This window comes from Phycicoccus sp. CSK15P-2, from assembly GCF_016888005.1.
Lineage (GTDB): Bacteria > Actinomycetota > Actinomycetes > Actinomycetales > Dermatophilaceae > Phycicoccus.
The window spans coordinates 190,236-211,039 of sequence record NZ_JAFDVE010000002.1; the positions used below are offsets into that span (position 1 = coordinate 190,236).

Here is a 20,804-nt window from a genome sequence, read left to right on the forward strand (position 1 = left end):
GCCGGTCAGCGCCCCATGCCGTCGCGGCGGATCTTGGGCCACTCGATCTTCGGGCAGGTGTCCATGATGACGCCGAGCCCCGCTTCGCGGGCACGGTCCGCGGCCGCCGGGTCGACGACGCCCACCTGCATCCAGACCGCGTCGATCATCAGCCGGTCCTTGTGCTCGATCGCCTCGTCGACGACCGCCCCGACGGTGTCGGAGTTGACGAAGCAGTCGACGACCTTGAGGTTCTGGTCGGGGATGTCCGCGAGGGAGGCGTAGCCCTGGCAGCCGTGCACGGTCTCGGCGCCGGGGTGCACCGGGACGATCGGCTTGCCGAGCTCGACGTGCAGCCAGCGCGAGACCGACCACGCCGGACGGGCCTCGTTGGTGGACAGGCCGACGACCGCCCAGATGCCCGGGTCCATGAGCAGCTCACGGATCAGGGTGGGGTCGTTCTGGTGCTGCAGTGCGCCCATGGGCACCATCATGCCCGGTCGGCCGCCCGGGGAAACGGACATCCGGCGGCCGGTCCGCAGTCGCTGCGTGGCGGCTCTCAGTCGCCGCCGAAGAGGTCGCGGGTGTACACCTTGTCGGCGACGTCCGCGAGCTCCGGCGTGAGCCGGTTGGCGACGATGACGTCACAGCGCTCCTTGAGCTCCTCGAGCGAGACCAGCTCGGAGCCGAAGAAGTGCGTCTCCTGCAGCTCGGGCTCGTGGACGAGCACGGGGACACCCTTGGCCTTGATGCGCTTCATGACGCCCTGGATGCTGCTGCTCCGGAAGTTGTCCGAGCCGGCCTTCATGATGAGCCGGTGCACGCCGACGACCTGCGGCTTGCGGTCGAGGATGTCGAAGGCGACGAAGTCCTTGCGGGTCGTGTTGGCGTCGACGATCGCCTTGATCAGGGTCTGCGGCACGTCGGCGTAGTTGGCGAGCAGCTGCTTGGTGTCCTTCGGCAGGCAGTAGCCGCCGTAGCCGAAGCTCGGGTTGTTGTAGTGCGTCCCGATCCGGGGGTCCAGCCCGACGCCCTCGATGATCTGCCGGGTGTCCAGCCCGTGCCGCGAGGCGTAGGTGTCGAGCTCGTTGAAGTACGCCACCCGCATCGCGAGGTAGGTGTTGGCGAACAGCTTGATGGCCTCGGCCTCGGTGCTGTCGGTGAGGAGCACCGGCACGTCGTCGTCCTCCGCGGCGTCGGCGAGCAGCCGGGCGAACGCCTCGCCCTGCGACCCGCGGTCGCCCACGACGATGCGCGAGGGGTGCAGGTTGTCGTACAGCGCACGGCCCTCGCGGAGGAACTCGGGAGAGAAGACCACGCGGTCGGTGCCGAGGCGCTCGCGCAGCCCCGCGGTGAACCCGACGGGCACGGTGGACTTGATGACCGCGGTCGCCCCGGGCGCGATCTCGCGGACGTCGGCCACGACCTGCTCGACGCTGCTCGTGTCGAAGAAGTTGGTCCGCTCGTCGTAGTTCGTCGGGGTGGCGACGACGACGAACTCCGCCCCGGGGTAGGCCTCCTCCTTGTCGGTGGTCGCCCGGAGCCGGAGGTCGCCCCGGGACAGGTGCGCCTCGATGTCCGGGTCGGTGATGGGGCTGCGCCCGGCGCGGACGTCCTCGACGCGGGAGGCGTCGATGTCGTACGCCATGACGTCGTGGTGGCGGGCGAGGAGGACGGCGAGGGAGAGGCCGACGTAGGAGGTGCCGACGACACAGATCGTGTGGGTCACGGCGCCCAGCCTACGGTCTCCGCGCGCTGTCCTCGCGCCGGGAGCCGATGCGCCGCAACGGCACCGCGAACGCCCCCGGTGGTCGTCGACGGGGGTGTCCGGGGGGCGCACCACACCCGGGAGCCGGCTCTGAGGCATGATCGGGACGATCGGTACCACCGACGAGGAGACCGCATGAAGTTCGGACTGTTCATCCCCCAGGGGTGGCGCCACGACCTGGTCGGCATCGACCCGGCCCAGCACTGGGGGGCGATGGCGGGGATGGCCCGCCGTGCCGACGGCATTGAGGACTGGACCTCCATCTGGGTCTACGACCATGTCCACCCGGTGCCGCGGCCCACGGAGGCCGGCGTCCACGAGGCCTGGTCGCTCATGGCGGCGTTCGCCGGGGTGACCGGCCGGGTCCGGCTCGGCCAGATGTGCACCTGCATGGGGTACCGCAACCCGGCGTACCTCGCGAAGGTCGCCGCGACCGTCGACGTCGTGTCCGAGGGCCGCCTCGAGATGGGCATCGGCGCCGGCTGGTACGAGCACGAGTGGCGGGCCTACGGCTACGGGTTCCCGGGCGCGGGGGACCGGATCGCCGCGCTGCGCGAGGGTGTCGAGGTCATGCGGCAGATGTGGACCACCGGTTCGGCGATGTTCGACGGCGAGCACTTCCGGGCCGACGGCGCCCTGTGCTTCCCGCGGCCGCTGCAGGGCGACTCGCTGCCCGGGTCCCGGACCAACGGCATCCCGATGTGGGTCGCGGGCGGGGGCGAGCGCAAGACGCTGCGGGTCGCGGCGGAGTACGCCGACTACACGAACTTCTCCGGGATGCCCGACGAGTTCTCGCACAAGTCCGAGGTGCTCGAACAGCACTGCCGGGACATCGGGCGGGACGTCGGCGAGATCGTCCGCAGCGCCAACTTCAACGTCGTCATCGGCCGCGACGAGCGCGAGGTGCAGGAGCGTCTGGCGTGGATCCGCGACCACTACGCCTCGGCCGGGCTGCCCGACGACGTCGTCGAGTCCACCGTCAAGAGCTTCGAGGACGGTCCGCTCGTCGGCACGCCCGAGCAGGTCGTCGAGACGTTGCAGGACATGGAGCGACGCGGGATGACCTACGCGATCACGTACTTCGTCGAGCAGGCCTACGACCTCTCCGGCGTCCAGCTGTTCGAGCGCGAGGTGCTGCCCGAGCTCGTCGACCGGGAGCGGCACGGCCACCTGTGGCACCTGCTGCACGGGGAGTGAGCCCACCCGGCACCTGTTCGTCAGCCTGCCGTTACCGCCGAGTAGCATTCTCGGCATGAGCAGTCGACCCGACTTCGACACCTACCGGCTCTCCGAAGACCACGAGGCCATCCGTGAGGCCGTCCGAACGGTGGCCGAGAACAGGATCAAGCCCCATGCGGCCGCGGTCGACGAGGAGTCACGGTACCCCCAGGAGGCCCACGACGCCCTCGTGGCGTCCGACTTCTTCGCCCCCCACGTGGCCGAGGAGTATGGCGGCGTCGGCGCCGACGCGCTCGCGACATGCATCGTCATCGAGGAGGTGGCCCGAGCGTGTGCGTCGTCGAGCCTCATCCCGGCGGTCAACAAGCTCGGCTCGATGCCGCTCGTCTTGGCGGCGGACGACCACGTGAAGCAGCGCTATCTCCCGCCGCTGGCGGCGGGCGAGACGACGTTCTCCTACGGCCTGTCCGAGCGCGAGGCTGGGTCCGACACCGCGGCGATGAGGTGCAGGGCGGTCAGGGAGGGCGACGACTGGGCGCTCAGCGGCCAGAAATCCTGGATCACGAACGCGGGCGTCTCCGAGTTCTACACCGTCCTCGCGGTGACGGACCCCGACGGTCCGAGGGGCAACAACATCACGGCGTTTGTTGTCGAGAAGGAGGACGAGGGCTTCACGTTCGGCGAGAAGGAGCGCAAGCTCGGCATCAAGGGCAGTCCCACACGGGAGCTGCACTTCGACCGTTGCCGTATCCCCGGAGACCGTGTGGTCGGCGACGTCGGCGCCGGTCTGAAGATCGCGCTGGCCACCCTCGACCACACGCGGGTCACGATCGGGGCCCAGGCGGTCGGCATCGCCCAGGGCGCTCTCGACGAGGCCCTCGCCTATGTCACGGAGCGCAAGCAGTTCGGTCAGCGCATCGCCGAGTTCCAAGGAGTCCAGTTCATGCTCGCCGATATGGCCATGCAGCTCGAGGCCGCGCGCCAGCTGGTGTATGTCGCTGCGGCGAAGTCCGAGCGCTCCGACGGAGATCTCCGGTTCTTCGGTGCGGCCGCCAAGGCGTACGCGTCCGATGTCGCCATGCAGGTCACGACGGATGCGGTCCAGCTGCTCGGCGGCGCCGGGTACACCCGTGACTTCCCGCTGGAGCGGATGATGCGGGACGCGAAGATCACCCAGATCTACGAAGGCACGAACCAGGTCCAGCGCCTCGTCATGGCGCGTCAGCTGCTCGGGGCGTGAGCCCGGGCGGTCGGTCTCGGTGACCCGGCGAGCTCGGGCCTGGAGTCAGGAGCAGATGTCCTGGTCCGCGGGCCGGGCCTCGATGCTCGGGGTCGGGGACGGCGTGGGGCTCGGTGCCGAAATGCTGGGTGACGGCAGAGGCTCCGCCCCGACCCGGTTGGGTACCTCGACCGGGTTCTGCGAGCCCGGCCCCAGCGTGACCCGCACACTCTCTCCGATGTCGGACGACTCCTCTAGGGTCGAGTCCGGGAACGCGGCTGCCACCGTACGGGCGGCCTCCTCCTGCCCCACCGCGTACTCCACGAGGGTGCCCTCACCGACGTCGTAGGCGTTTCCCGTGCCGTTCACGGTGAACCCCTGCGCCGTGAGGAGGTCAGCGGTCTGTGCGGCGAGACCGGAGGTGCCGGTGCCGTTGAGGACCTCGACGGAGATGTCGGCGGGGGAGACGGTGAGCGGAGTGCCGGTGGGTGTCGTAGCCGACGGCTCCGACACCTCGCCGATCCGGCGGTCCTCGCGCAAGGAGGCCCAGATGACATCGGCGGACTGCTGCCACTGCACTCTGTTCGTGTCGGCCGGGTAGGGCTCGTTGGGCACCGTGATGAACTCGATGTTGTCCAGTCCGATGCCCCGCACGCTCTCGGCCAGGTCCTTCATCGTGCCGAGCCCGAACTCGGTGTCGGTCGTCAAGGACTTCGTGGCGGCGTCGAGGAAGCCGTAGAGCCTCGTCGGCTGGAACAGGAGCTCGGTGGACGTGGCTTCCTGCGCGATCGAGGACAGGAACGCCTGCTGGCGCTCGATACGTCCGAGGTCGGACCCGTCGCCGAGTGACTTGCGGGTACGCACGTACGCGAGCGCCTGTTCACCCTGGAGTCGGTGCCTCCCGGCGTCGAGCTGCAGCTTTGAGTTCGAGTCGTCGATGGGCTGAGAGGTGCAGACCTCGACGCCACCCAGGGCGTCGACCATGGACTGGAAACCGCGGAAGTCCACGACGGCGTAGTGGTCGACGAACACGCCGGTGTTGCCCTCCAGGGTGCGGATGAGACAGCCGGTGCCACCGTCCCGGTAGTTCCAGTTCCACTGCTTCATCGCCCATTGGTCCCTGGGTGCGGTGACGGAGCACTCCGGTGGTGCCGGGACCATCGAGTCCCGGGGGATCGAGACCACCGTCGCCCACTGACGGTCCGCGGACAGGTGGACGAGCAGGTTGGTGTCCGAGTGCTGGCCGGGATCCTCCTCGACCTCGCCGATCGCGTCGTTGCCCTCGCCCTCCCTGGTGTCCGAGCCGACCAGCAGGAGGTTGACGGCGGCCGTCGCCTCCGGCTCACGAGTGGGTCGGTCGTCCCCGACCGCGTCGGAGACGTCGACCTTGCGGATGTTGCCGTTGAGACGCCAGGCAGCGAAGAGGCCGCCGACGACGACGACGAGGGTGACGACGACGAGGCCCACACCCAGACGCCGGCGCCAGGGATGTTGCGGTGGTGCGTGCAGCTCCCGACGTCGTGGGTGGGCCTCGTCGTCCGAGCCGTCGGGGCCCACGTGCACGCCGTTCACTCCTGCTCCTGCTTCCTCGACAGCCGTCAACCCCTGAACCCCTTGGCCCCCGGGGTCGGTCCAGTCTACCTGCCCGTGGCTGAACGCCCGCTGAGTACGGGGTGGGTATCAGCCGGGAAGGCCTTCGGTCCCCGGTGGGGGAGTATCGAGCGGGGTCCCTTCGCGCAGCATGGTGAAGAGTCCGGCCGCTTGCTGATCATTCCACAACACCGAGCTACCCGCTGACGTCGTGGCGTTGACGTCCGCGATCGGCACCACCAGGCTGAGGGTCTCCTCCGAGGACACCCCGCGTAGCGCCAGCAGCAGCCGCGCCGAGTCGGTGGGCCCGGTCTCCTCACCGACGGCCACCGCCGAGGAGGCCGCATGGGTGAACCCCCACCAGCGCCACGGCAGGAGCACGGTCGAGGGCGTGGCCGCCTGCTTCATGACGGCACCGAGGAACTGGCGCTGCCGCTCGGCCCGGCCGATGTCACCCTTCGGGTCGGAGTACCTCGCCCGCACGTAGCCGAGGGAGTCGGGGCCGTCCAGCGTCTGGCACCCCTCCTCGAGGTCGATGTGTGCCTTGTCGTCCTTCATGTCCCGCGGGACGCAGATGTCGACGCCACCGAGGCTGTCCACGACCCCGGCGAAGCCGCCGAAGCCGATCTCCGCGTAGCCGTCGATGCGCAGCCCACTCGCCTGCTCGAGGGTCTCGACGAGGAGCTCAGGGCCGCCGATGGCGAACGCTGCGTTGACCTTGTTCTCGCCCTGGCCGGGAATGGGCAGGTAGCTGTCTCGCGGGACGGAGACCAGGGCCGCCTTCCCGGCCCCCGACGGGACGTGGACGAGGATGATGGTGTCGGTGCGACGGCCTTCGGCGCTTCCGGTGCCGAGCTCTCTGCGCTCGTCGGCGGAGAGGTCCTCGCGACCGTCCGAGCCGACGAGCAGGTAGGTGTGGCCGGCACTCGCGGGCGGACGGTTGCCGTCGGGGGCGGCGTCCACGCGGGCGACGGTGGACCAGGCGTGCAGTGGGGTTGCCAGGAGGAAGAGGCCCCACAGGAGCAGGGCGAGCACGGTCCAGCGCGCGGCTCCGCGCCCGCCGGAGCGTCGGCCGCGCCGCGGACGGGGCGCCGAGGGGGGTGAGGGTGTGGCGGCAGGCAGGGGCCGTCCGAGCTCGTCGTACCGGGTGCCGTCGGGGGGTGGGGATGTCGCCCTGGACCGGCCCGCCCGTGCGGCCGCGTGTCCGGCGCGGGGGGCCACACCGCCGCCTCGGCGGGACCGGGTGTCGACGACGTAGACGTCGTCGCCCCCACGTGCCGGGCGGCGCGGGATCGGTCGCACGTGGTCGTCAGTCATCTCGATCCTCTCGGTGGGGCGACCGCACAGTCTGCCAAGACTCCCCGATGGTGGCAGAACCCTGCAGGTCACGGGCGGCGCGCCTCGCACGCACCGGCGCCCAAGGCGCCGATACTGGTCGACCATGGGACGAGGCTCCGCTGTGCTCGAACGTCCCGGCGAGGCCGCCCGCCGCCCGCCGGACCGGCGCGTCGTTCCGGTGAACCCCAGGGGGCGGCGGCGCGCCGTCGCCCTGCTTCTCCTCACCCTCGTCCTCCCCGGGTCGGCGCAGCTGGCCTCCGGGAACAGGGCGGTGGGCCGCCTGGCGTTGCGTGTCTGGCTCGCCGTGCTGGGTCTGACTCTGGCGATCGCTCTTCTCGGTCTGGTGAGTCGCGAGCCGGTGCTGTGGCTCGTCACCCGAAGCTGGGTGCTCGGAGGAGTCCAGGTCCTGCTCGTCGCACTCGCTCTGGGGTGGGCGGCCCTCCTCGTCGATTCCTGGCGGCTCGGCCGGCCGGACCTGCTGCCCCAGCGGGACCGGCGAGGCCTCCTGGCCGGGCTGCTCGTCCTGCTGCTCGTTCCCGCGGTGCTCGGCTGGGCGGGCACCGGAGTCGGCCGCGCGAGAGGGGCCATGACGTCGGTCTTCGGAGCCGGGGCGGCCGAGAAGGCCGTCGCCGGCCGGTACAACATCCTGCTGCTCGGCGGCGACAGCGGCTCCGGGCGGGTCGGGCTGCGCCCGGACAGTATCCAACTCGCGAGCGTGGATGCGAGCACCGGCCGGGCAGTGCTCTTCGGCTTCTCGCGAGAGACGGAGAATATCCGGTTCCGGCCGGGGTCGGTGATGGCGGGAGTCATGCCCGAGGGGTGGACCTGCGGTGACGAGTGCCTGCTCAACGCCCTCTACACCTGGGGCGAGGACCACGCCGACCGGTTCCCTGCCGGGACCGAGGAGCCGGGCCTGCTCGCGACCACCGAGGCGGTGGAGGCGCTGAGTGGGCTGGACGTCCAGTACTACGTCATGGTCGACCTCCAGGGGTTCAAGAACGTCGTCGACGCAGTCGGCGGCCTCGAGATCACCGTCCAGCGGCGAACCCCCATCGGTGGCGGGAAGTCCCCGGTCTTCGGCTGGATCGAGCCGGGCCGCCAGCACCTGGACGGCTACCACGCCCTCTGGTATGCGCGAAGCCGCGAGGGGTCGACGAACTACGAGCGGATGGCACGACAGCGCTGTGTCGTCACCGCGCTCGTCAAGCAGCTCGACCCGCAGACCGTGCTGCTCAACTTCGGTGACATCGCCGCGGCCACGACTGGGGTGGTACGCACCGACATCCCGCACGACGGGCTGGCACAGCTGGCCGACATCGCGGTGCGGACGAAGGAGCAGAAGATCACCTCGGTCAACTTCGTGCCACCGCTCATCAAGCCGTGGGACTACGACCCCGAGGTGGTGCGGTCCGAGGTGGCGAGAGCAATCGCCGAGAGCGAGAACGCCCCGAACCCGTCCGCGAGCGGACCGTCGACGCCGGAGCCCGTCACGGAGGCGTCCGGGAGCAGCGCGGCACCCTCACCATCGACCCCGGCAGTCATGGAGCGCCCGGGCACGGACCCGGATGCCGACACCGGTGACCTGGCGAGTGTGTGCTCCGCGGGATGATGGCGCGGATGCCCTCCGACACCGTATCCGAGCCTCAGCCGAGCCGCCCCATCCGGGACGTGAAACCCATGGTCAGCGTCGTCATGCCGATCCTCGACGAGGAGCGCCACCTGGCCGATGCCGTCGCCATGGTACTGAGTCAGGACTGGGACGGCCCCCTCGAGGTCGTCCTCGCGCTCGGGCCGTCCGAGGACAACACCGACGCCGTGGCCGAACGACTCACCGAGGCGGACAGTCGGGTCCGCCTCGTGCGCAACCCCTCGGGGCGCACGCCGGATGCGCTCAACGCCGCGATCGACACGTCCCGGGGCGACGTGGTCGTGCGGGTCGACGGCCACGCAGAGATCCCTCCCGGCTACGTGTCCACCGCGGTGTCCACGCTCGAGGCCACCGGAGCGGACAACGTCGGGGGCCTGATGGACGCGCGAGGCGTCTCCGCTGTCGAGCGGGCGGTGGCCACGGCGATGCGTAGCCCACTGGGCGTCGGGTCGTCGCGGTTCCACACCGGAGGAGCAGCCGGTCCGGTTGACACTGTGTACCTCGGTTGTTTCCGCCGGTCGGCCCTCGAGCGGGTCGGCGGGTACGATCCCCGCTTCACCCGGACCCAGGACTGGGAGCTCAACCACCGCATCCGGGACACCGGCGGCACCGTGTGGTTCACGCCGGATCTGGTCGTGACGTACCGTCCGCGATCCACGCTGCGGGCCCTCGCGCGCCAGTACCGCGAGTACGGACAGTGGCGGCGGGTCGTCGCGTCGATGCACGGCGGCACCCTCAACGCCCGCTATCTCGCCCCACCCGCGATGGTGGTGGGGACGACGGCGGCTGCGGTCGTCGGTCTGGTGTGGTGGCCGGCGCTGGCCGTGCCCGGCGCCTATGCCGCGGCGGTGGTCGTGGGCGGTGTAGCCATCTCCCGTGGTGAGCGGGTACGGACCCGGCTGCTCGCAGCACCCGTGCTGGCGACGATGCACTGGTCGTGGGGGTGGGGCTTCCTCACCTCGCGACCGCAGCGGTTGCTGGGGGAGTGACCGTCACCGGCACCACGACGCCGTCCCGGTAGGTGACGACGGCGACTACCCCGTACTCCGCGGCCCCCGCGGCCAGGGTCTCGTCGAGAACCCCGTCCGCGGTGTCCCTGACCGCCGCCAGGAGCCAGGCACAGACGACCCCGGCGTCCGTCGTGGGGTCGAGGGCCAGCGCGACCCCGTCCGCGCGTTCCCCGTCAGCCAAGCTGCGCACCGTTGTCGAGAGCACCCGCTGCCCCGCGTATTCCTCCGGGAGCCACGCAGGGGTGGCGAGGAACGGTTCGGCATCCATGGAGGGTCGGGCTTCTGCCTCACCCAAGAGCTCCCGGACGTCGCCCAGGAACCGCTCGTGGCCGAACCGGGTGCGCACGCCGTCGAGGGTCCGCCGGACGCGGTCGTGGAAGGCGGCCGGGTCGCGGTAGCGCTCGACGAGCGCCGGGACATCGCGGGGCAGGGCGTAGTCGAGGATCGGCCCGAAGGTCGGCTCATGCTTCGGATGGGCGATGACGACGGTGCCGCTCGCCGCCGCCTCGAGCAGGACGCGCCCGAAGGCCTCGTGGGCGCCCGGGTTGTCCATGTAGACGAACACGTCGAGCCCGGCGAGAAAGTCTCGGGTGTCCTCACCGCGGTGCGGCACGACCTCCCACTCCGCGGGGTAGGGACGCAGCCCGGCGCCCGCGGCCTTGGACAACCGGCGCAGCTGGGTTCGCGCCCCCATGATCCGTACCCGGTGGCCGGGTCCGAGGTCGTAGGCCGCGAGGACATCGGCCCAGGTCTGCGGGAACTTGATGACGTCGTCGCGCGAGTAGCGACCGACGACGAGCGGGCCGCCCCCGGCCGCAGGGTCCCGGCCGTCGCGGACGTGCCAGTGCCCGACGTCGATGAGCCCGAGGTCGTCGCGAGGGAGGAGCACGGCGCCGGGGTCCTGTGCCTCGAGCAGCTCGCGGACGGTGGGGCCCTGAGGCCACCACCGCGGCTCGGTTCCGAACAGATCGGCCGCCCGCTCGGTGACGTCTCGGACGACGTAGCGCTGGTCGGTCCCGTCCTGCTCGAGGGGTGCCTGGTTCGCGACGATGACGACGCGGCGGGGGCGGATCGCGGCCGGGTTCGAGGGTGGGTACTGGAGGATGGGCGGGTAGCGGACGAGCAGAAGGTCGACCTCGACGTCGTCGTCGAGCTGGAGCAGCGTGACGTCGCCGTCACGGACGAGCTCGACGAGCGGCGCGCAGAGGGGCGGGTCGTCGGTGGACATGAACCGCAGCGCCTCGATGTGGAGGACCCCGACCCGCAGTCCGCCGTCGAGACAGGCCCGGATCTCCTCGAGCATCGAGCGTTGCGGGCCCCCGAAGCGTCGCCAGTCGCCACCGAAGACGACGTCGAACCGGCGTGGGCCTGCCGCCGGGCGGGTGTTCCACCGCAGCGGCTGGGGAAAGGCGCGGGGAGCGCCGGGGTCGAGCCAGGGGTCGGCCTCGCCGCGTCGGACTGCCCGGTGCCAGGCGGCGTACACGCTCTTGTACTCGTGCCGCGCGCCGTGCCGCCAGCCGCGGGAGAACTCCTCCGCGGACAGCGACCCGGCGAGCGTGCGATTGAAGGTCATGACGTGTGGGAGGGTACGGATCCGCTGGCCGAAGGATGCCTCGATGCGGCGGGCGTACTCGGTGTCTGCACCTTTGCGGGTCGGGTCGAAGAAGCCGATCCGGGCGAACGTCGGGTGGACCGGGACCATGAGCGAGGCGGCCGACGGGTAGCGGTGCGTGTACCCGGGGCGGGTCAGCCGAAGGTCCTCGCCGATCCGCACCCCCTGGGTCCGCACCGCGACCCGGGTGGGGAGCTCGAGAAGGTGCCTCACGGCGACCTCGACCATCTGGGGGTGCACCCAGTCGTCGGAGTCGACGACGGTGAAGTAGTCCCCGGTCATGAGCCGCAGCGCCGTGTTCCGTGCCCGGTACGTGCCGCCGTTCACCGCCTTGCGGATGACCGTGACCCGGGCGTCACGGGCAGCGACGTCGTCGAACACGGAGTCGTACTCGGGGCCGGAGGCGTCGTCGACGACGAGGAGCTCGATGTTGCTCCAGGTCTGGGCGAGGACGGAGTCGACCGCGGTGAGGACGTCGCTGCGGCGTGGTCGGTAGGCGCTCATGAGGACGCTGACCCGGACCGGTGAGTCGACCGTCGGCGCGTCGGCGGTCAGCCGGTCGTACGGGCGCGTGGCGGCGCCGTCCCGGAGCCGTACCGGGGCGACGTCGCCACCCCCGACCGCGATCGCGAAGGCTCCGGCCCAGTCGTCGGGCGGGGGAGCCCCGAGCCCGGTGGTGTCCTGCCCGGTGTCCGGCTCCGGCGGGCCGCCGGGGCCGGGAGCCTGGTCGACGAACGGGTTGAGAGCGTCGGCACGCGCAGCGGTGAGGACGTCGGCGCGGACCGAGGAGTGCCCGAGGAGGCGCATCGCTCCCTCGACGTCGCCACGGACGAGACGTTGCTGCCCGAGCGCCTCGACGGTCCGCGGCGGCAGGTCGCCGACCCGCCCGGCCCGCTCGACGGCGCCTGCGATCGCGAGCGCGACGTCGACCTCGTCGTGGGGGGCGCGCTGGACGGCGATGACCATCGCGAGCCGGCCGAGGCCGTCGACGTCCATCCCGTCCTCGAGCCGCGCCTCCGGATCGGTGGCCCACCGGACGACGTCCTCGGGGGAGTGGCTTGGCCAGGCGAGGCCCGCGAGGATCTCACGGCTGTGCACCGACCGCGTCCGCATCGCGGTGACGAGGAGGCGGTCGCGGTCGCGCTCGGCGCGGGCGGCGTGGTCGCGGGCCACCGAGATCCGGTCCGCGACGGGTACCTCCGGGCCGGTGGACGGATCGCGCGTGGTCACGGAGCGGCGTGGTCGCGGCGCGACGCAGCGGCGAGCTCCTCGACCGCATGCTGGAGACGGTCCAGACGGCCGGTGTACTGCGCTTGGAGGAGCCGGACCGTCCCGAGGACGTCGGCCTCGGTGACCTCGGTCGTCGCGGGCGGCGCGTCCGGGAGCCCGCCGCGGGCGATGACGGTCTGCAGCCGGCGCACCCGCCGGTTGGTGTCCGCGAGGAGGACGAGGACGGCAAGGCCCAGGCCCGCACCCGCCAGCGCGGCGAGCCACGGCGCCCCGACGGCCACGCCGACGACGAACACGAGGCCGAGGACGATCCCGCTCCCGGCGCCGGCCTGTACGATTCTGGACTTCATGGAACTCCTCTGGCTGGGCGGACGTGCATGACAGCGTATTCGCTCCGACGTCGCCCCTCGCGTCCGGCGCCTATGCGGACCGCGGCCGCGCGGTACTCGGGCGCAGCGGCCTCGGCGGTCGGCGCTGCCACCGCGGGCCGGTGGACGACCTCCGCTCTGCTCCCGTCCGTCCGCAGGCGGCCGGACCGCCTCGCGCAGTACGCCATCCGTGTGCAGTCGCGTCTCGTCCGGGACGCCCTCGCCCTGGCCGCGACCGCCGGGACCTGCGACGACGCCGCACTCGTCGACCTCGTGCTCTCCGGAGACGACGTCCTGGAGCGTTGGCCCGGGACACCGTCCTCCGCGTGGGCGGCCTGTGCGCTCGCCTGGGCGGGGCGGACCGACGGCTCCGGGCTCACCGCGGGGGCCGACCTCTACGCGCTCCTCGCCATGTACCGCGACCCGGCCGAGCTCGCCGTGGCGCACCATGTCCTCGCCCCGCAGGCGCAGTACCTCGGCGGCCGTCGGGAGCGGGTCAAGCCCGTCCTCGACCGCTACGCCGGCACGCCGCCACTCGTCCAGGGTTTCCTCGGGCTCGACCTCGAACGGCCGGACTGCTGGGACACGGGCGCGGGCTCTGAGCCCCACGCCGAGCAGTCGTGGTCCGACCACCTCCGGCAGCTCGTGTTCGGGCATCACCCGGACGTCGCGGTCGGTGTGTCCGGACGGGTCGGAGAGGTCGCCCCGTTCGACCGGCTCGACGCGAGTGGGCACGTCCCGGCGTCGGTGTCCGGTGACCTCGTCAGTGTCATCGTCCCGAGCTTCCGGCCCGAGGCGGCGGGCATGCGACTCGCCGTCCGCTCGATGCTCGAGCAGACCTGGGCCGACCTCGAGGTCCTCGTCGTCGACGACGCCTCCGGACCGGAGTGGGACGACCTCTACGCCGAGGTGGAGGCCTCCGACCCGCGGGTACGCGTCGTCCGCATGCCCGACAACGGGGGCAGCTACGTCGGCCGGAACGCCGCCATGCGGCTGGCCCGCGGGAGCGCCGTCACCTTCCAGGACAGCGACGACTGGTCCCACCCTCGCCGCCTCGAGGACCAGATGACCGCGCTCGCGAGCTCCCCGGCGGTGGGCGCGAGTCGGAGCGACGCCCTCCGGGCCCGTGAGGACCTGAGCCACCAGTGGCTCGGCTACCTGCCGGTCCGTCCGAACGCGAGCTCGCTCATGCTGCGGCGCAGCGCTGTCGACGCGCTCGGCGACTTCCTCCCGATCCGGCGGGGAGCCGACTCCGAGTACGCCGAGCGGGTGCGCGCTGCGGGGGGCGAGATCATCGACACCCAGACGGTCCTCGCGATCACCCGGCTACGGTCGGGGTCCTTGTCCCGCGGTGACTTCTCCTACCAATGGACGACACCGCAGCGCCTCGCCTTCAAGGGTCTCTTCCGGTCCTGGCACGCGTCCTCCGGGCCAGTGGGGCTCACGGTCGACGAGACCAGCCCACTGCCCTTCCCGGTCCCGGCGGCCTTCGACGTCCGGCCACGCGAGCGGTGCTTCGACCTCGTCGTCTCCGCGGACCTCTCGCTCCCCGTGGCCGAGGTCGTCGACCCGGGTGTCGAGACTGGGACGCGGGTCCCGTCGAGCGACGCTCTCACCCTCGACCACGAGGCGATGGGTCTGCGAGCCGCCACGTTCGGCGCGGCTCTCGAGGCCGCACACGCCGGGGCGCGGGTCGCGGTCTGGCACGTCGAGGCCCCGAGCCGTCGCAAGGGACGCTCGGAGATGGACGCCTCCTGGTTCGACCTCGTGACCAGTGGGCTCCTCTCGGCCGCCGTCAGCGGCAACGAGCCCGTCCGCGCCCGCCGTCTCGTCGTCCCCGACCCGCGCCACCTCGCCGTCGCCCCGGCCGAGGCCGTGCGGATCGAGGCCGACGTCGTCGAGCTGCTCGTCGCCGACCCGGCGCGCGTGGGGCGCGACGTCGCCGCGACCGACGTCGACCGGATGGTCGTCGACGACGCGCTGAGCACGGCGGGGCGATGCTTCGCCGGTCCGGTCCGGGTGGTCGAGGTCGCGTCAGCGGACGAGTGGCGCCAGGAGCTCCTCGAGCGGGTCCGCGAGGACGCCGATGAACGTCAGGGTGATGTGTGACCCCTGCCGGTACGTGAGGACGTTGCGGTAGACCCCGACGCAGGTCCCGCCGGGGCAGACCCACGGGTCCATGTCCACGTAGTGCGCCCCGATCTCGTCCGCGACCTCTCGCATCACCGCGCTCGCGTCGCTCGGCTCGTACGGCCACGAACAGGCCGCGACGTCGTTCCCGTGGTCGGCGACGCACTCGTAGACGGGGGAGATGTCGCCGGGCGGACTCGGGGTGTTCGACAGCGCGACCACGGTGACCCCGGCGTCCTGGAGCCTCTGCCACGCCGAGCGCAGCCCGGCGGCGAAGGGTGCGGACGCCGGGTCGCCGTCCGGCCCCAGCGCACGGCTGTAGACGGTCGAGGTGATGACGACGTCCGGTCGGTCCGGGCCGGTGAGCCGTTCCAGCATCTCCTCGCCCCACGCCCGGCAGGCGTCGTAGGGCCTCTCGTCGTAGGTGACGGTGGCGTCGACGAAGGGACAGGAGCTCTTCGTCCAGCTCGTGACCTTCCAGCCGCGGCGCGACCCGATCTCGTCGAGTGCCGGAACCCACTGGGCCACCTTGGAGTCGCCGACGACGGCCACCGATGTCGCGCCGTCCGGGTCCCCTCCCGGGCACGGCCTCGGAATGCTCACCTCGATCTCGGTCTGGCAGCCCTTGGCGTACAGCGCGGGCACGTCGGCGGTCGCCCCCTCGGGCGTCGGAGTCAGCTCGTCGAAGAAGGGCTCGTCGGCGGGGCTCTGCGCCGCGGGTGGCTCGGTGAGTGACGAGAAGCCCGCTCCCGTCGGCGTCCCCTCGGTCGTGGCTGCCGCGCGGCCGAGACCCCACATGGCCAGCCCGGCGACGAGGCACACCGCCGAGACGGCCGCGCCCACCCGAAGCGCCCGGCCAGGGTGCTCGCCGAGCCACGTGCTGTGACGCAGCGGGTTCTCCACGAGGCGGTAGGACAACCACGCCGGCACGACGGACAGGAGCACGGCGATCGTCCCGCTCGCGGCGTCCAGTGGTCCGAGAGTCCACTCGGCCGCTCGGAGGACGGGCCAGTGCCACAGGTACAGGGAGTACGACAGCCCGCCGACCCAGCGCAGCGGCCGGGTGCCGAGAACCACCTCGGGCCCGGCGCGATGCGCCGAGAAGCCGGCGACGACGACGGCAGCGGTCGAGAGCGTGGGGAGGAGGGCGGCGTGACCCGGCCAGGCCGTCGCGGAGGAGTAACCGACCGCGGCCACCCCCAGCCCGGCGACGCCGAGCCAGCCGAGGGCCGTGGCCGGCCCCGGGGATAGCCGGTCCCAGCGCCGGGCTCCGAGAGCGACGAAGGCGCCGATGCCCATCTCCCAGAGCCGCGTCGTCGTAACGAAGAACGCACGCGCCGGGTCCTCGGCCGTCAGCACCATCGACCACACGAAGGTCGGGACGATGATGAGGACGGCGAGGCCGGCGGCGAGCGCGAGCCGGATGCTGCCGTACGGGAGGCGGCGCCGGACGAGGAGCACGCCGAGGATGGCGAGCGGCCAGACGAGGTAGAACTGTTCCTCGACCGCGAGCGACCAGAAGTGGAGCACCGGTGACGGCTCGAGGTCTTCGGCCAGGTAGTCGACCGAGCGTCCGGCGAAGACCCAGTTGACGACGTAGCCGGCGGCGCCGGCGATGTCGAGACCGAAGACGCCCCGCTGGGTCCTCGGGGCGAGGAACCAGGTGAGGGCCGCCGTCGTGAGGAGCACCAGGCCCGCGGCGGGGAGCAGACGCTTGGCCCGACGGGCGTAGAACGTCCTTAATGACAGCCGGCTGTCGCGCTCGACCTCGCGGACAACCTGCGTGGTGATGACGAAGCCGCTGACGACGAAGAAGACGTCGACCCCGATGAACCCGCCTGAGGGCCCGAGCCCCGCGTGGTACGTGAGGACGAGCCCGACCGCGACGGCCCGCAGACCCTCGACGTCGCTGCGCCAGCGCTTCGCGGTGCGGGTGGTCGCCGGGACGGCCCGGGTGCCGGTGCTGGTCATGGTCGCTCTCCCAGGACCGCCTCGACGTATGCGGCGTCCGCCGCGCGTCCGTCGAAGATCCGGGCCGCCGTCGTGGCCGTCGACTCCGACTCCTCTGGCCAGCGGTCGGGGGCGGTGACCTCGCGGATCCGGGCCGCGGCCTGGGCGACGTCACGGACGACCCATTCCGCGGGGACGAGACCGGCGGCCCCCACCCGGGACGCGAGGAGCGGCCAGTCGCGGACGACGGCCACGGCTCCCGACGCCGAGCCCTCGATGAGCCCGCGGTGGCAGCCCTCGCGTCGGCTGGTGCTGAGGACCACCCCGACCCGCCTCAGCGCGTCGGGCACGTCGTCGGTCCAGCCGAGGACCTCGACCCGGCCGGCGAGCGCCGGGTCGGCCAGGCGTCGTCGGAGCTCCTCGAGATAGACGGCTTCTGAGGCCGACGCGGGGCTCCCCGGGGGCGGTCCGATGAGGAGGAGGGTCCAGGCGTCGTCCGTCTCGAGCACGTCGAGCGCCCACAGCGGGTCCTTGACCCGACGCCCCCAGCCGACCATCCCGAGCCGGGTGCGGGCGTCATCGGCCTTGGGGAGACGCAGCCCGGAGACGTCGCCGAAGCTCGGGACGACGCGGACCGGGACGTCGTGGCCGAGCACGGCCAGCTCGTCACGGACGAGGGAGCGCATGGCCTCGCTGACGACGACGACCTCGTCGACGGCGGCCCAGCGCACGAGCGGCAGCCAGGGGGACAGCGCGTCGACGGCGTGGACCCGCACGGTGAGACGGACGTCGTCGGGACAGAGATGGCTCGCCCACACCGTGCTGCGATCCAGCCAGTCACAGAAGACCGCGCGGCGTCCGGTGAGGAGCCGGCAGGTGGCCTCGAGGACGCGGCGTTCCGTGGTGCGCAGCGCACTGCGGTCGCCGACACCGGACTTCGCATCCCAGCGGCTGAGGTGGGCGAGCGCGACGAGGAACTCGGGGTCGACCACCGTCCGGGTGAAGAGTGCGTACTGCTCATGGAGGGCGACGGTGTCGACCTCGTGACCGGCGCCCGTCAGCGCGTTGACGACCTCGGTGTGGAAGGACGCGTACGGGCTCGTGAGGACGAGAACCGGGGCGGTGTCCTCGAGCGCTCGACCAGGGCGGGCCCGGCGGCGCGCGAGACGGTCGACCGTCGAGGACGCCACGAACGGTGCGAGGACCGACCGGGGGTCCTCGATGAGCGCGGAACGCAAGGACTCGCTGTGCCTCTCGCGGTGGAAGGCGAGGCCGAGTGCGTCCGAGACCAGCCCGAGGGCCCGACCGGCGCGACCGCCACCGAGCGCCGCGTCGGCCGCCTGTAGCGTGCCGGTGACGACGTCGGCGATGTCGTCGTCCGGTACGGCGGCGGGGTCCTCGTCGGTCCGGAGGCGCAACGACAGCCGGAGGGCGTCCAGGCCCGACCCGAGCCGGGCGGTCGGGGTCCACGGGTCGTCGTCGACGGCCCGGAGCACGGCGACGGCCAGCGCAGCGTCCCTGCGGGAGGCGTGGTGGACGGCGTCGACGACGACGAACGCCGCGCCCGGGGCCTCGAGGGCGGGCCCGGTCGGCCTGGTCGGCTCCGTCTCGCTCGTCCCCGCGGCGGCGAGCCAGGCGTCGAGGTCCTCGTGAGCCGCGCGGAACGCGTCGAGGTCCCCCGAGGCGGTCCAGGGGCAGCCCCGGAGCACCTGGGGGACGGCCCGGAGCGCGGCGTCGGTGACCGGGTCGGTGGAGAGGACATGGTCGGCGCCACGCAGCGCGGTACGGAGCGCGGGTGATCGCTTGAGCGCGATGAGACGGCGGACGAGGGCGGGTCGTGGGCCCGCCGCGAGAGTGGCCCGTGCCGTGGTCGCGAGGACCCGCGCGCGCGTGGTGCCGGGGTCGTCGTCGAGGTGGACGGGCTCGAGCGAGACCCGCGCGACGGTGAGGTCGAGACGGACGGACTCCGAGCCGTCGCCGATGACAAGCACGCGCACCGCGGGCCCGGACGTCGAGGCGAACCACGGCGGGGAGAGGGGATGGGGTGTCGTGGTCACGCCGGGGCCTCCGGGAACGGGGTCCGCGACCCCGGCGCCGACATCGCACCCCGGATGCTGCGGATCACGAGCTCGTCCCGCTCGGGCACGGTGCCGTCCGCTCCCAGGTGGACGACGTACCAGGCCCGGAACCCCTGGACGGCCGAGACCAGTCTGCGTCCGACGTAGGCGGTGTGGTCCTCCGCGGCGCCGTACCAGTCCTCGGCAGGGATGATGTGGTCAGCGACGAACCCGGCCTGTCGGACCGCGACGAGGTCCGGGCGGTCGACGACGACCACACCACGGAAGGCTCGGGTCTCCTCGTGGAGAGCGACCAGAGTCGTGAGGGCGCGGTCCAGGGTCGCGGCGTCGACGCCGAGGACGGTGAAGACGACGACAGGGAGGAGGTCGGGCTCGGGGACCTGGAGACGGTCGGCGCGGAAGCTGCGGCGGGCCACGCCGACCCCGTGCGGGGGGGTGAAGACGCGCCACACGATGTCGGTGAGGACCCTGCTGCCACGGACCCGGGGAAGCAGCTCCTCGACCGTGAACCGGTAGCCCGGGAGACGTCGCACCCGCGCGGCGAACCGCTGGCGGCGGTCGGCCCGCCGGTCGTAGGGGCTCACCGGACGACCCCGGCGAGCTCGCCGAGAAGGGCTGCGGCGTCGGCGGCACCGTTGCCGGGGTCGGCCGCGCGGGCGGCCTCGGCGAGGGAGGGGCCGCGGTCGAGAAGGGCATCGACGGCGGCATCACCCGCGGGGCCGGTGAGCGTGCGTACGGAGAGTGCCCACCCCCGGGCCGCGGCGTGCTCCGCACGGGTCACCTGGTCGTCGAGCGAGGTCTCGTCGTTGGGCACGAAAAGGGTCGGGAGCCCGAACCGCAGGTGTTCGTGGAAGGAGTTGTAGCCGGCGGCGGCGACCGCGACGTCGAAGGCCGCGAGGTGCTGTGAGATGGGGAAGCGCCGGACGAGGTGGACGTCGCCACGGGAACCGGCCTGCTCGGCGATGCTCGGCTGGGTGACGCAGACCCCGACGCCGCGCGCACCGAGGGCGCTGACCGCCGCGCCGACCTCGTCGCTCGTGTCGTTGATGTTCCCTGCGCCCAGCGAGACGAGGGCGAGCGGGCCGTCGGGCGGGAGCCCGAGCGCGATGCGCGCGCCCGCCCGGTCCGAGCACTCCTCGGGGTCGAGCAGCGTGACCGGCCCGACCCGGTGCGCGTCGGTGCCGACCGTCGCTCCGCGGTCGGCTGCCGCCGCGAGGTCCCCGGGCTCGAGCACGGCATCGAACCACTCCACCTTCGAGAGCTGGTGGCTGTTGTGCCGGGGCTTCCACATCGCACGCCGTGACCACACGGCGCGGGTCCCGGGTGACGCCGCGACGGCGTCATCGAGCCCGGAGTACGGGTGGGTGCCGTCGAACACGAGGACCGCGGGGCGCAGCCGGAGGACCGCCTCGCGCATCCGCTCGGCGAACAGCCAGCGCCACTCGCCGGAGTCCATACCCGTCGCCTGTGCGCTCGGCAGGTACTCCCACGGCACGTCGTAGGCTGCGACCACGGGCACCGCCTGGCTCAGCGAGACGATGTGCGGCCGCAGACCGGTACCCAGCCGCCGACCGTAGGCGAGCAGCCGCGTGAGGTGCCCCATGCCCGCGCCGTTGCTCGACACCAGGAGGACGACGGGGGCGTCTCCTCCCACTGCGCGCGACATGGTGAACGATCATGCCACGCGTGGGAGTGGCCCGAAGGC

The 20,804-nt window shown here is 72.3% G+C and carries 15 protein-coding genes; 5 read left to right on the forward strand and 10 right to left on the reverse strand.

Features of this window, described 5'->3' with window-relative positions; all coding sequences use genetic code 11:
* Positions 1-5: 5 nt before the first annotated feature.
* Complete coding sequence (locus tag JQN72_RS01555; protein WP_204133389.1) at positions 6-461, reverse strand: CoA-binding protein; 456 nt, start codon at positions 459-461, stop codon at positions 6-8.
* 77 nt (positions 462-538) lie between these two features.
* Positions 539-1,708: a nucleotide sugar dehydrogenase gene (locus tag JQN72_RS01560; protein WP_307812354.1), complete on the reverse strand. Its 1,170-nt coding sequence runs from the start codon at positions 1,706-1,708 to the stop codon at positions 539-541.
* 174 nt (positions 1,709-1,882) lie between these two features.
* Here JQN72_RS01560 and JQN72_RS01565 point away from each other — a divergent pair, with 174 nt between their 5' ends.
* Complete coding sequence (locus JQN72_RS01565; protein ID WP_204133391.1) at positions 1,883-2,944, forward strand: TIGR03560 family F420-dependent LLM class oxidoreductase; 1,062 nt, start codon at positions 1,883-1,885, stop codon at positions 2,942-2,944.
* Between the two features lie 55 nt (positions 2,945-2,999).
* Entirely contained in the window at positions 3,000-4,166 is a 1,167-nt protein-coding gene (locus tag JQN72_RS01570) for an acyl-CoA dehydrogenase family protein (RefSeq protein WP_204133392.1), read from the forward strand.
* A gap of 45 nt (positions 4,167-4,211) precedes the next feature.
* On the opposite strand, the gene JQN72_RS01575 is transcribed toward JQN72_RS01570, so the two are convergent.
* A complete protein-coding gene (locus JQN72_RS01575) occupies positions 4,212-5,717 on the reverse strand; it encodes an LCP family protein (protein ID WP_307812356.1) in 1,506 nt (501 codons plus the stop codon).
* Positions 5,718-5,825: 108 nt separating this feature from the next.
* Entirely contained in the window at positions 5,826-7,052 is a 1,227-nt protein-coding gene (locus JQN72_RS01580) for an LCP family protein (RefSeq protein ID WP_204133393.1), read from the reverse strand.
* A 142-nt stretch (positions 7,053-7,194) separates the two neighbouring features.
* On the opposite strand from JQN72_RS01580, the gene JQN72_RS01585 reads away from it, so the two are divergent.
* Positions 7,195-8,682 (forward strand): LCP family protein, encoded by a 1,488-nt coding sequence (locus JQN72_RS01585; RefSeq protein WP_204133394.1) that lies wholly within the window; start codon positions 7,195-7,197, stop codon positions 8,680-8,682.
* A gap of 68 nt (positions 8,683-8,750) precedes the next feature.
* Positions 8,751-9,710 (forward strand): glycosyltransferase family 2 protein, encoded by a 960-nt coding sequence (locus JQN72_RS01590; protein ID WP_239099935.1) that lies wholly within the window; start codon positions 8,751-8,753, stop codon positions 9,708-9,710.
* Here the strand turns inward: JQN72_RS01590 and JQN72_RS01595 are convergent.
* Together JQN72_RS01595 and JQN72_RS01600 are read right to left on the reverse strand one after the other, a co-directional pair.
* Positions 9,676-12,573, reverse strand: a complete 2,898-nt coding sequence (locus JQN72_RS01595) for a glycosyltransferase (protein ID WP_204133396.1) — start codon at positions 12,571-12,573, stop codon at positions 9,676-9,678. The genes JQN72_RS01590 and JQN72_RS01595 overlap by 35 nt on opposite strands.
* Positions 12,570-12,923, reverse strand: a complete 354-nt coding sequence (locus JQN72_RS01600) for a hypothetical protein (RefSeq protein ID WP_204133397.1) — start codon at positions 12,921-12,923, stop codon at positions 12,570-12,572. The genes JQN72_RS01595 and JQN72_RS01600 overlap by 4 nt, the downstream gene beginning before the upstream one ends.
* Positions 12,924-12,995: 72 nt before the next feature.
* On the opposite strand from JQN72_RS01600, the gene JQN72_RS01605 reads away from it, so the two are divergent.
* On the forward strand, positions 12,996-15,050 hold the full coding sequence (locus tag JQN72_RS01605) for a glycosyltransferase family 2 protein (RefSeq protein ID WP_204133398.1): 2,055 nt from the start codon (positions 12,996-12,998) through the stop codon (positions 15,048-15,050).
* Here JQN72_RS01605 and JQN72_RS01610 read toward each other — a convergent pair.
* The 4 genes from JQN72_RS01610 to JQN72_RS01625 are packed head-to-tail and all read right to left on the reverse strand — an operon-like array spanning position 14,976 to position 20,765.
* Positions 14,976-17,042 (reverse strand): acyltransferase family protein, encoded by a 2,067-nt coding sequence (locus JQN72_RS01610; protein ID WP_204133399.1) that lies wholly within the window; start codon positions 17,040-17,042, stop codon positions 14,976-14,978. The two genes, JQN72_RS01605 and JQN72_RS01610, sit on opposite strands and share 75 nt — an antisense overlap.
* Positions 17,039-19,078 (reverse strand): glycosyltransferase, encoded by a 2,040-nt coding sequence (locus JQN72_RS18810; RefSeq protein ID WP_204133400.1) that lies wholly within the window; start codon positions 19,076-19,078, stop codon positions 17,039-17,041. The genes JQN72_RS01610 and JQN72_RS18810 overlap by 4 nt, the downstream gene beginning before the upstream one ends.
* Positions 19,075-19,683 (reverse strand): hypothetical protein, encoded by a 609-nt coding sequence (locus JQN72_RS01620; protein WP_204133401.1) that lies wholly within the window; start codon positions 19,681-19,683, stop codon positions 19,075-19,077. The genes JQN72_RS18810 and JQN72_RS01620 overlap by 4 nt, the downstream gene beginning before the upstream one ends.
* Positions 19,680-20,765, reverse strand: a complete 1,086-nt coding sequence (locus JQN72_RS01625) for a glycosyltransferase (protein ID WP_204133402.1) — start codon at positions 20,763-20,765, stop codon at positions 19,680-19,682. The genes JQN72_RS01620 and JQN72_RS01625 overlap by 4 nt, the downstream gene beginning before the upstream one ends.
* Positions 20,766-20,804: the final 39 nt, after the last annotated feature.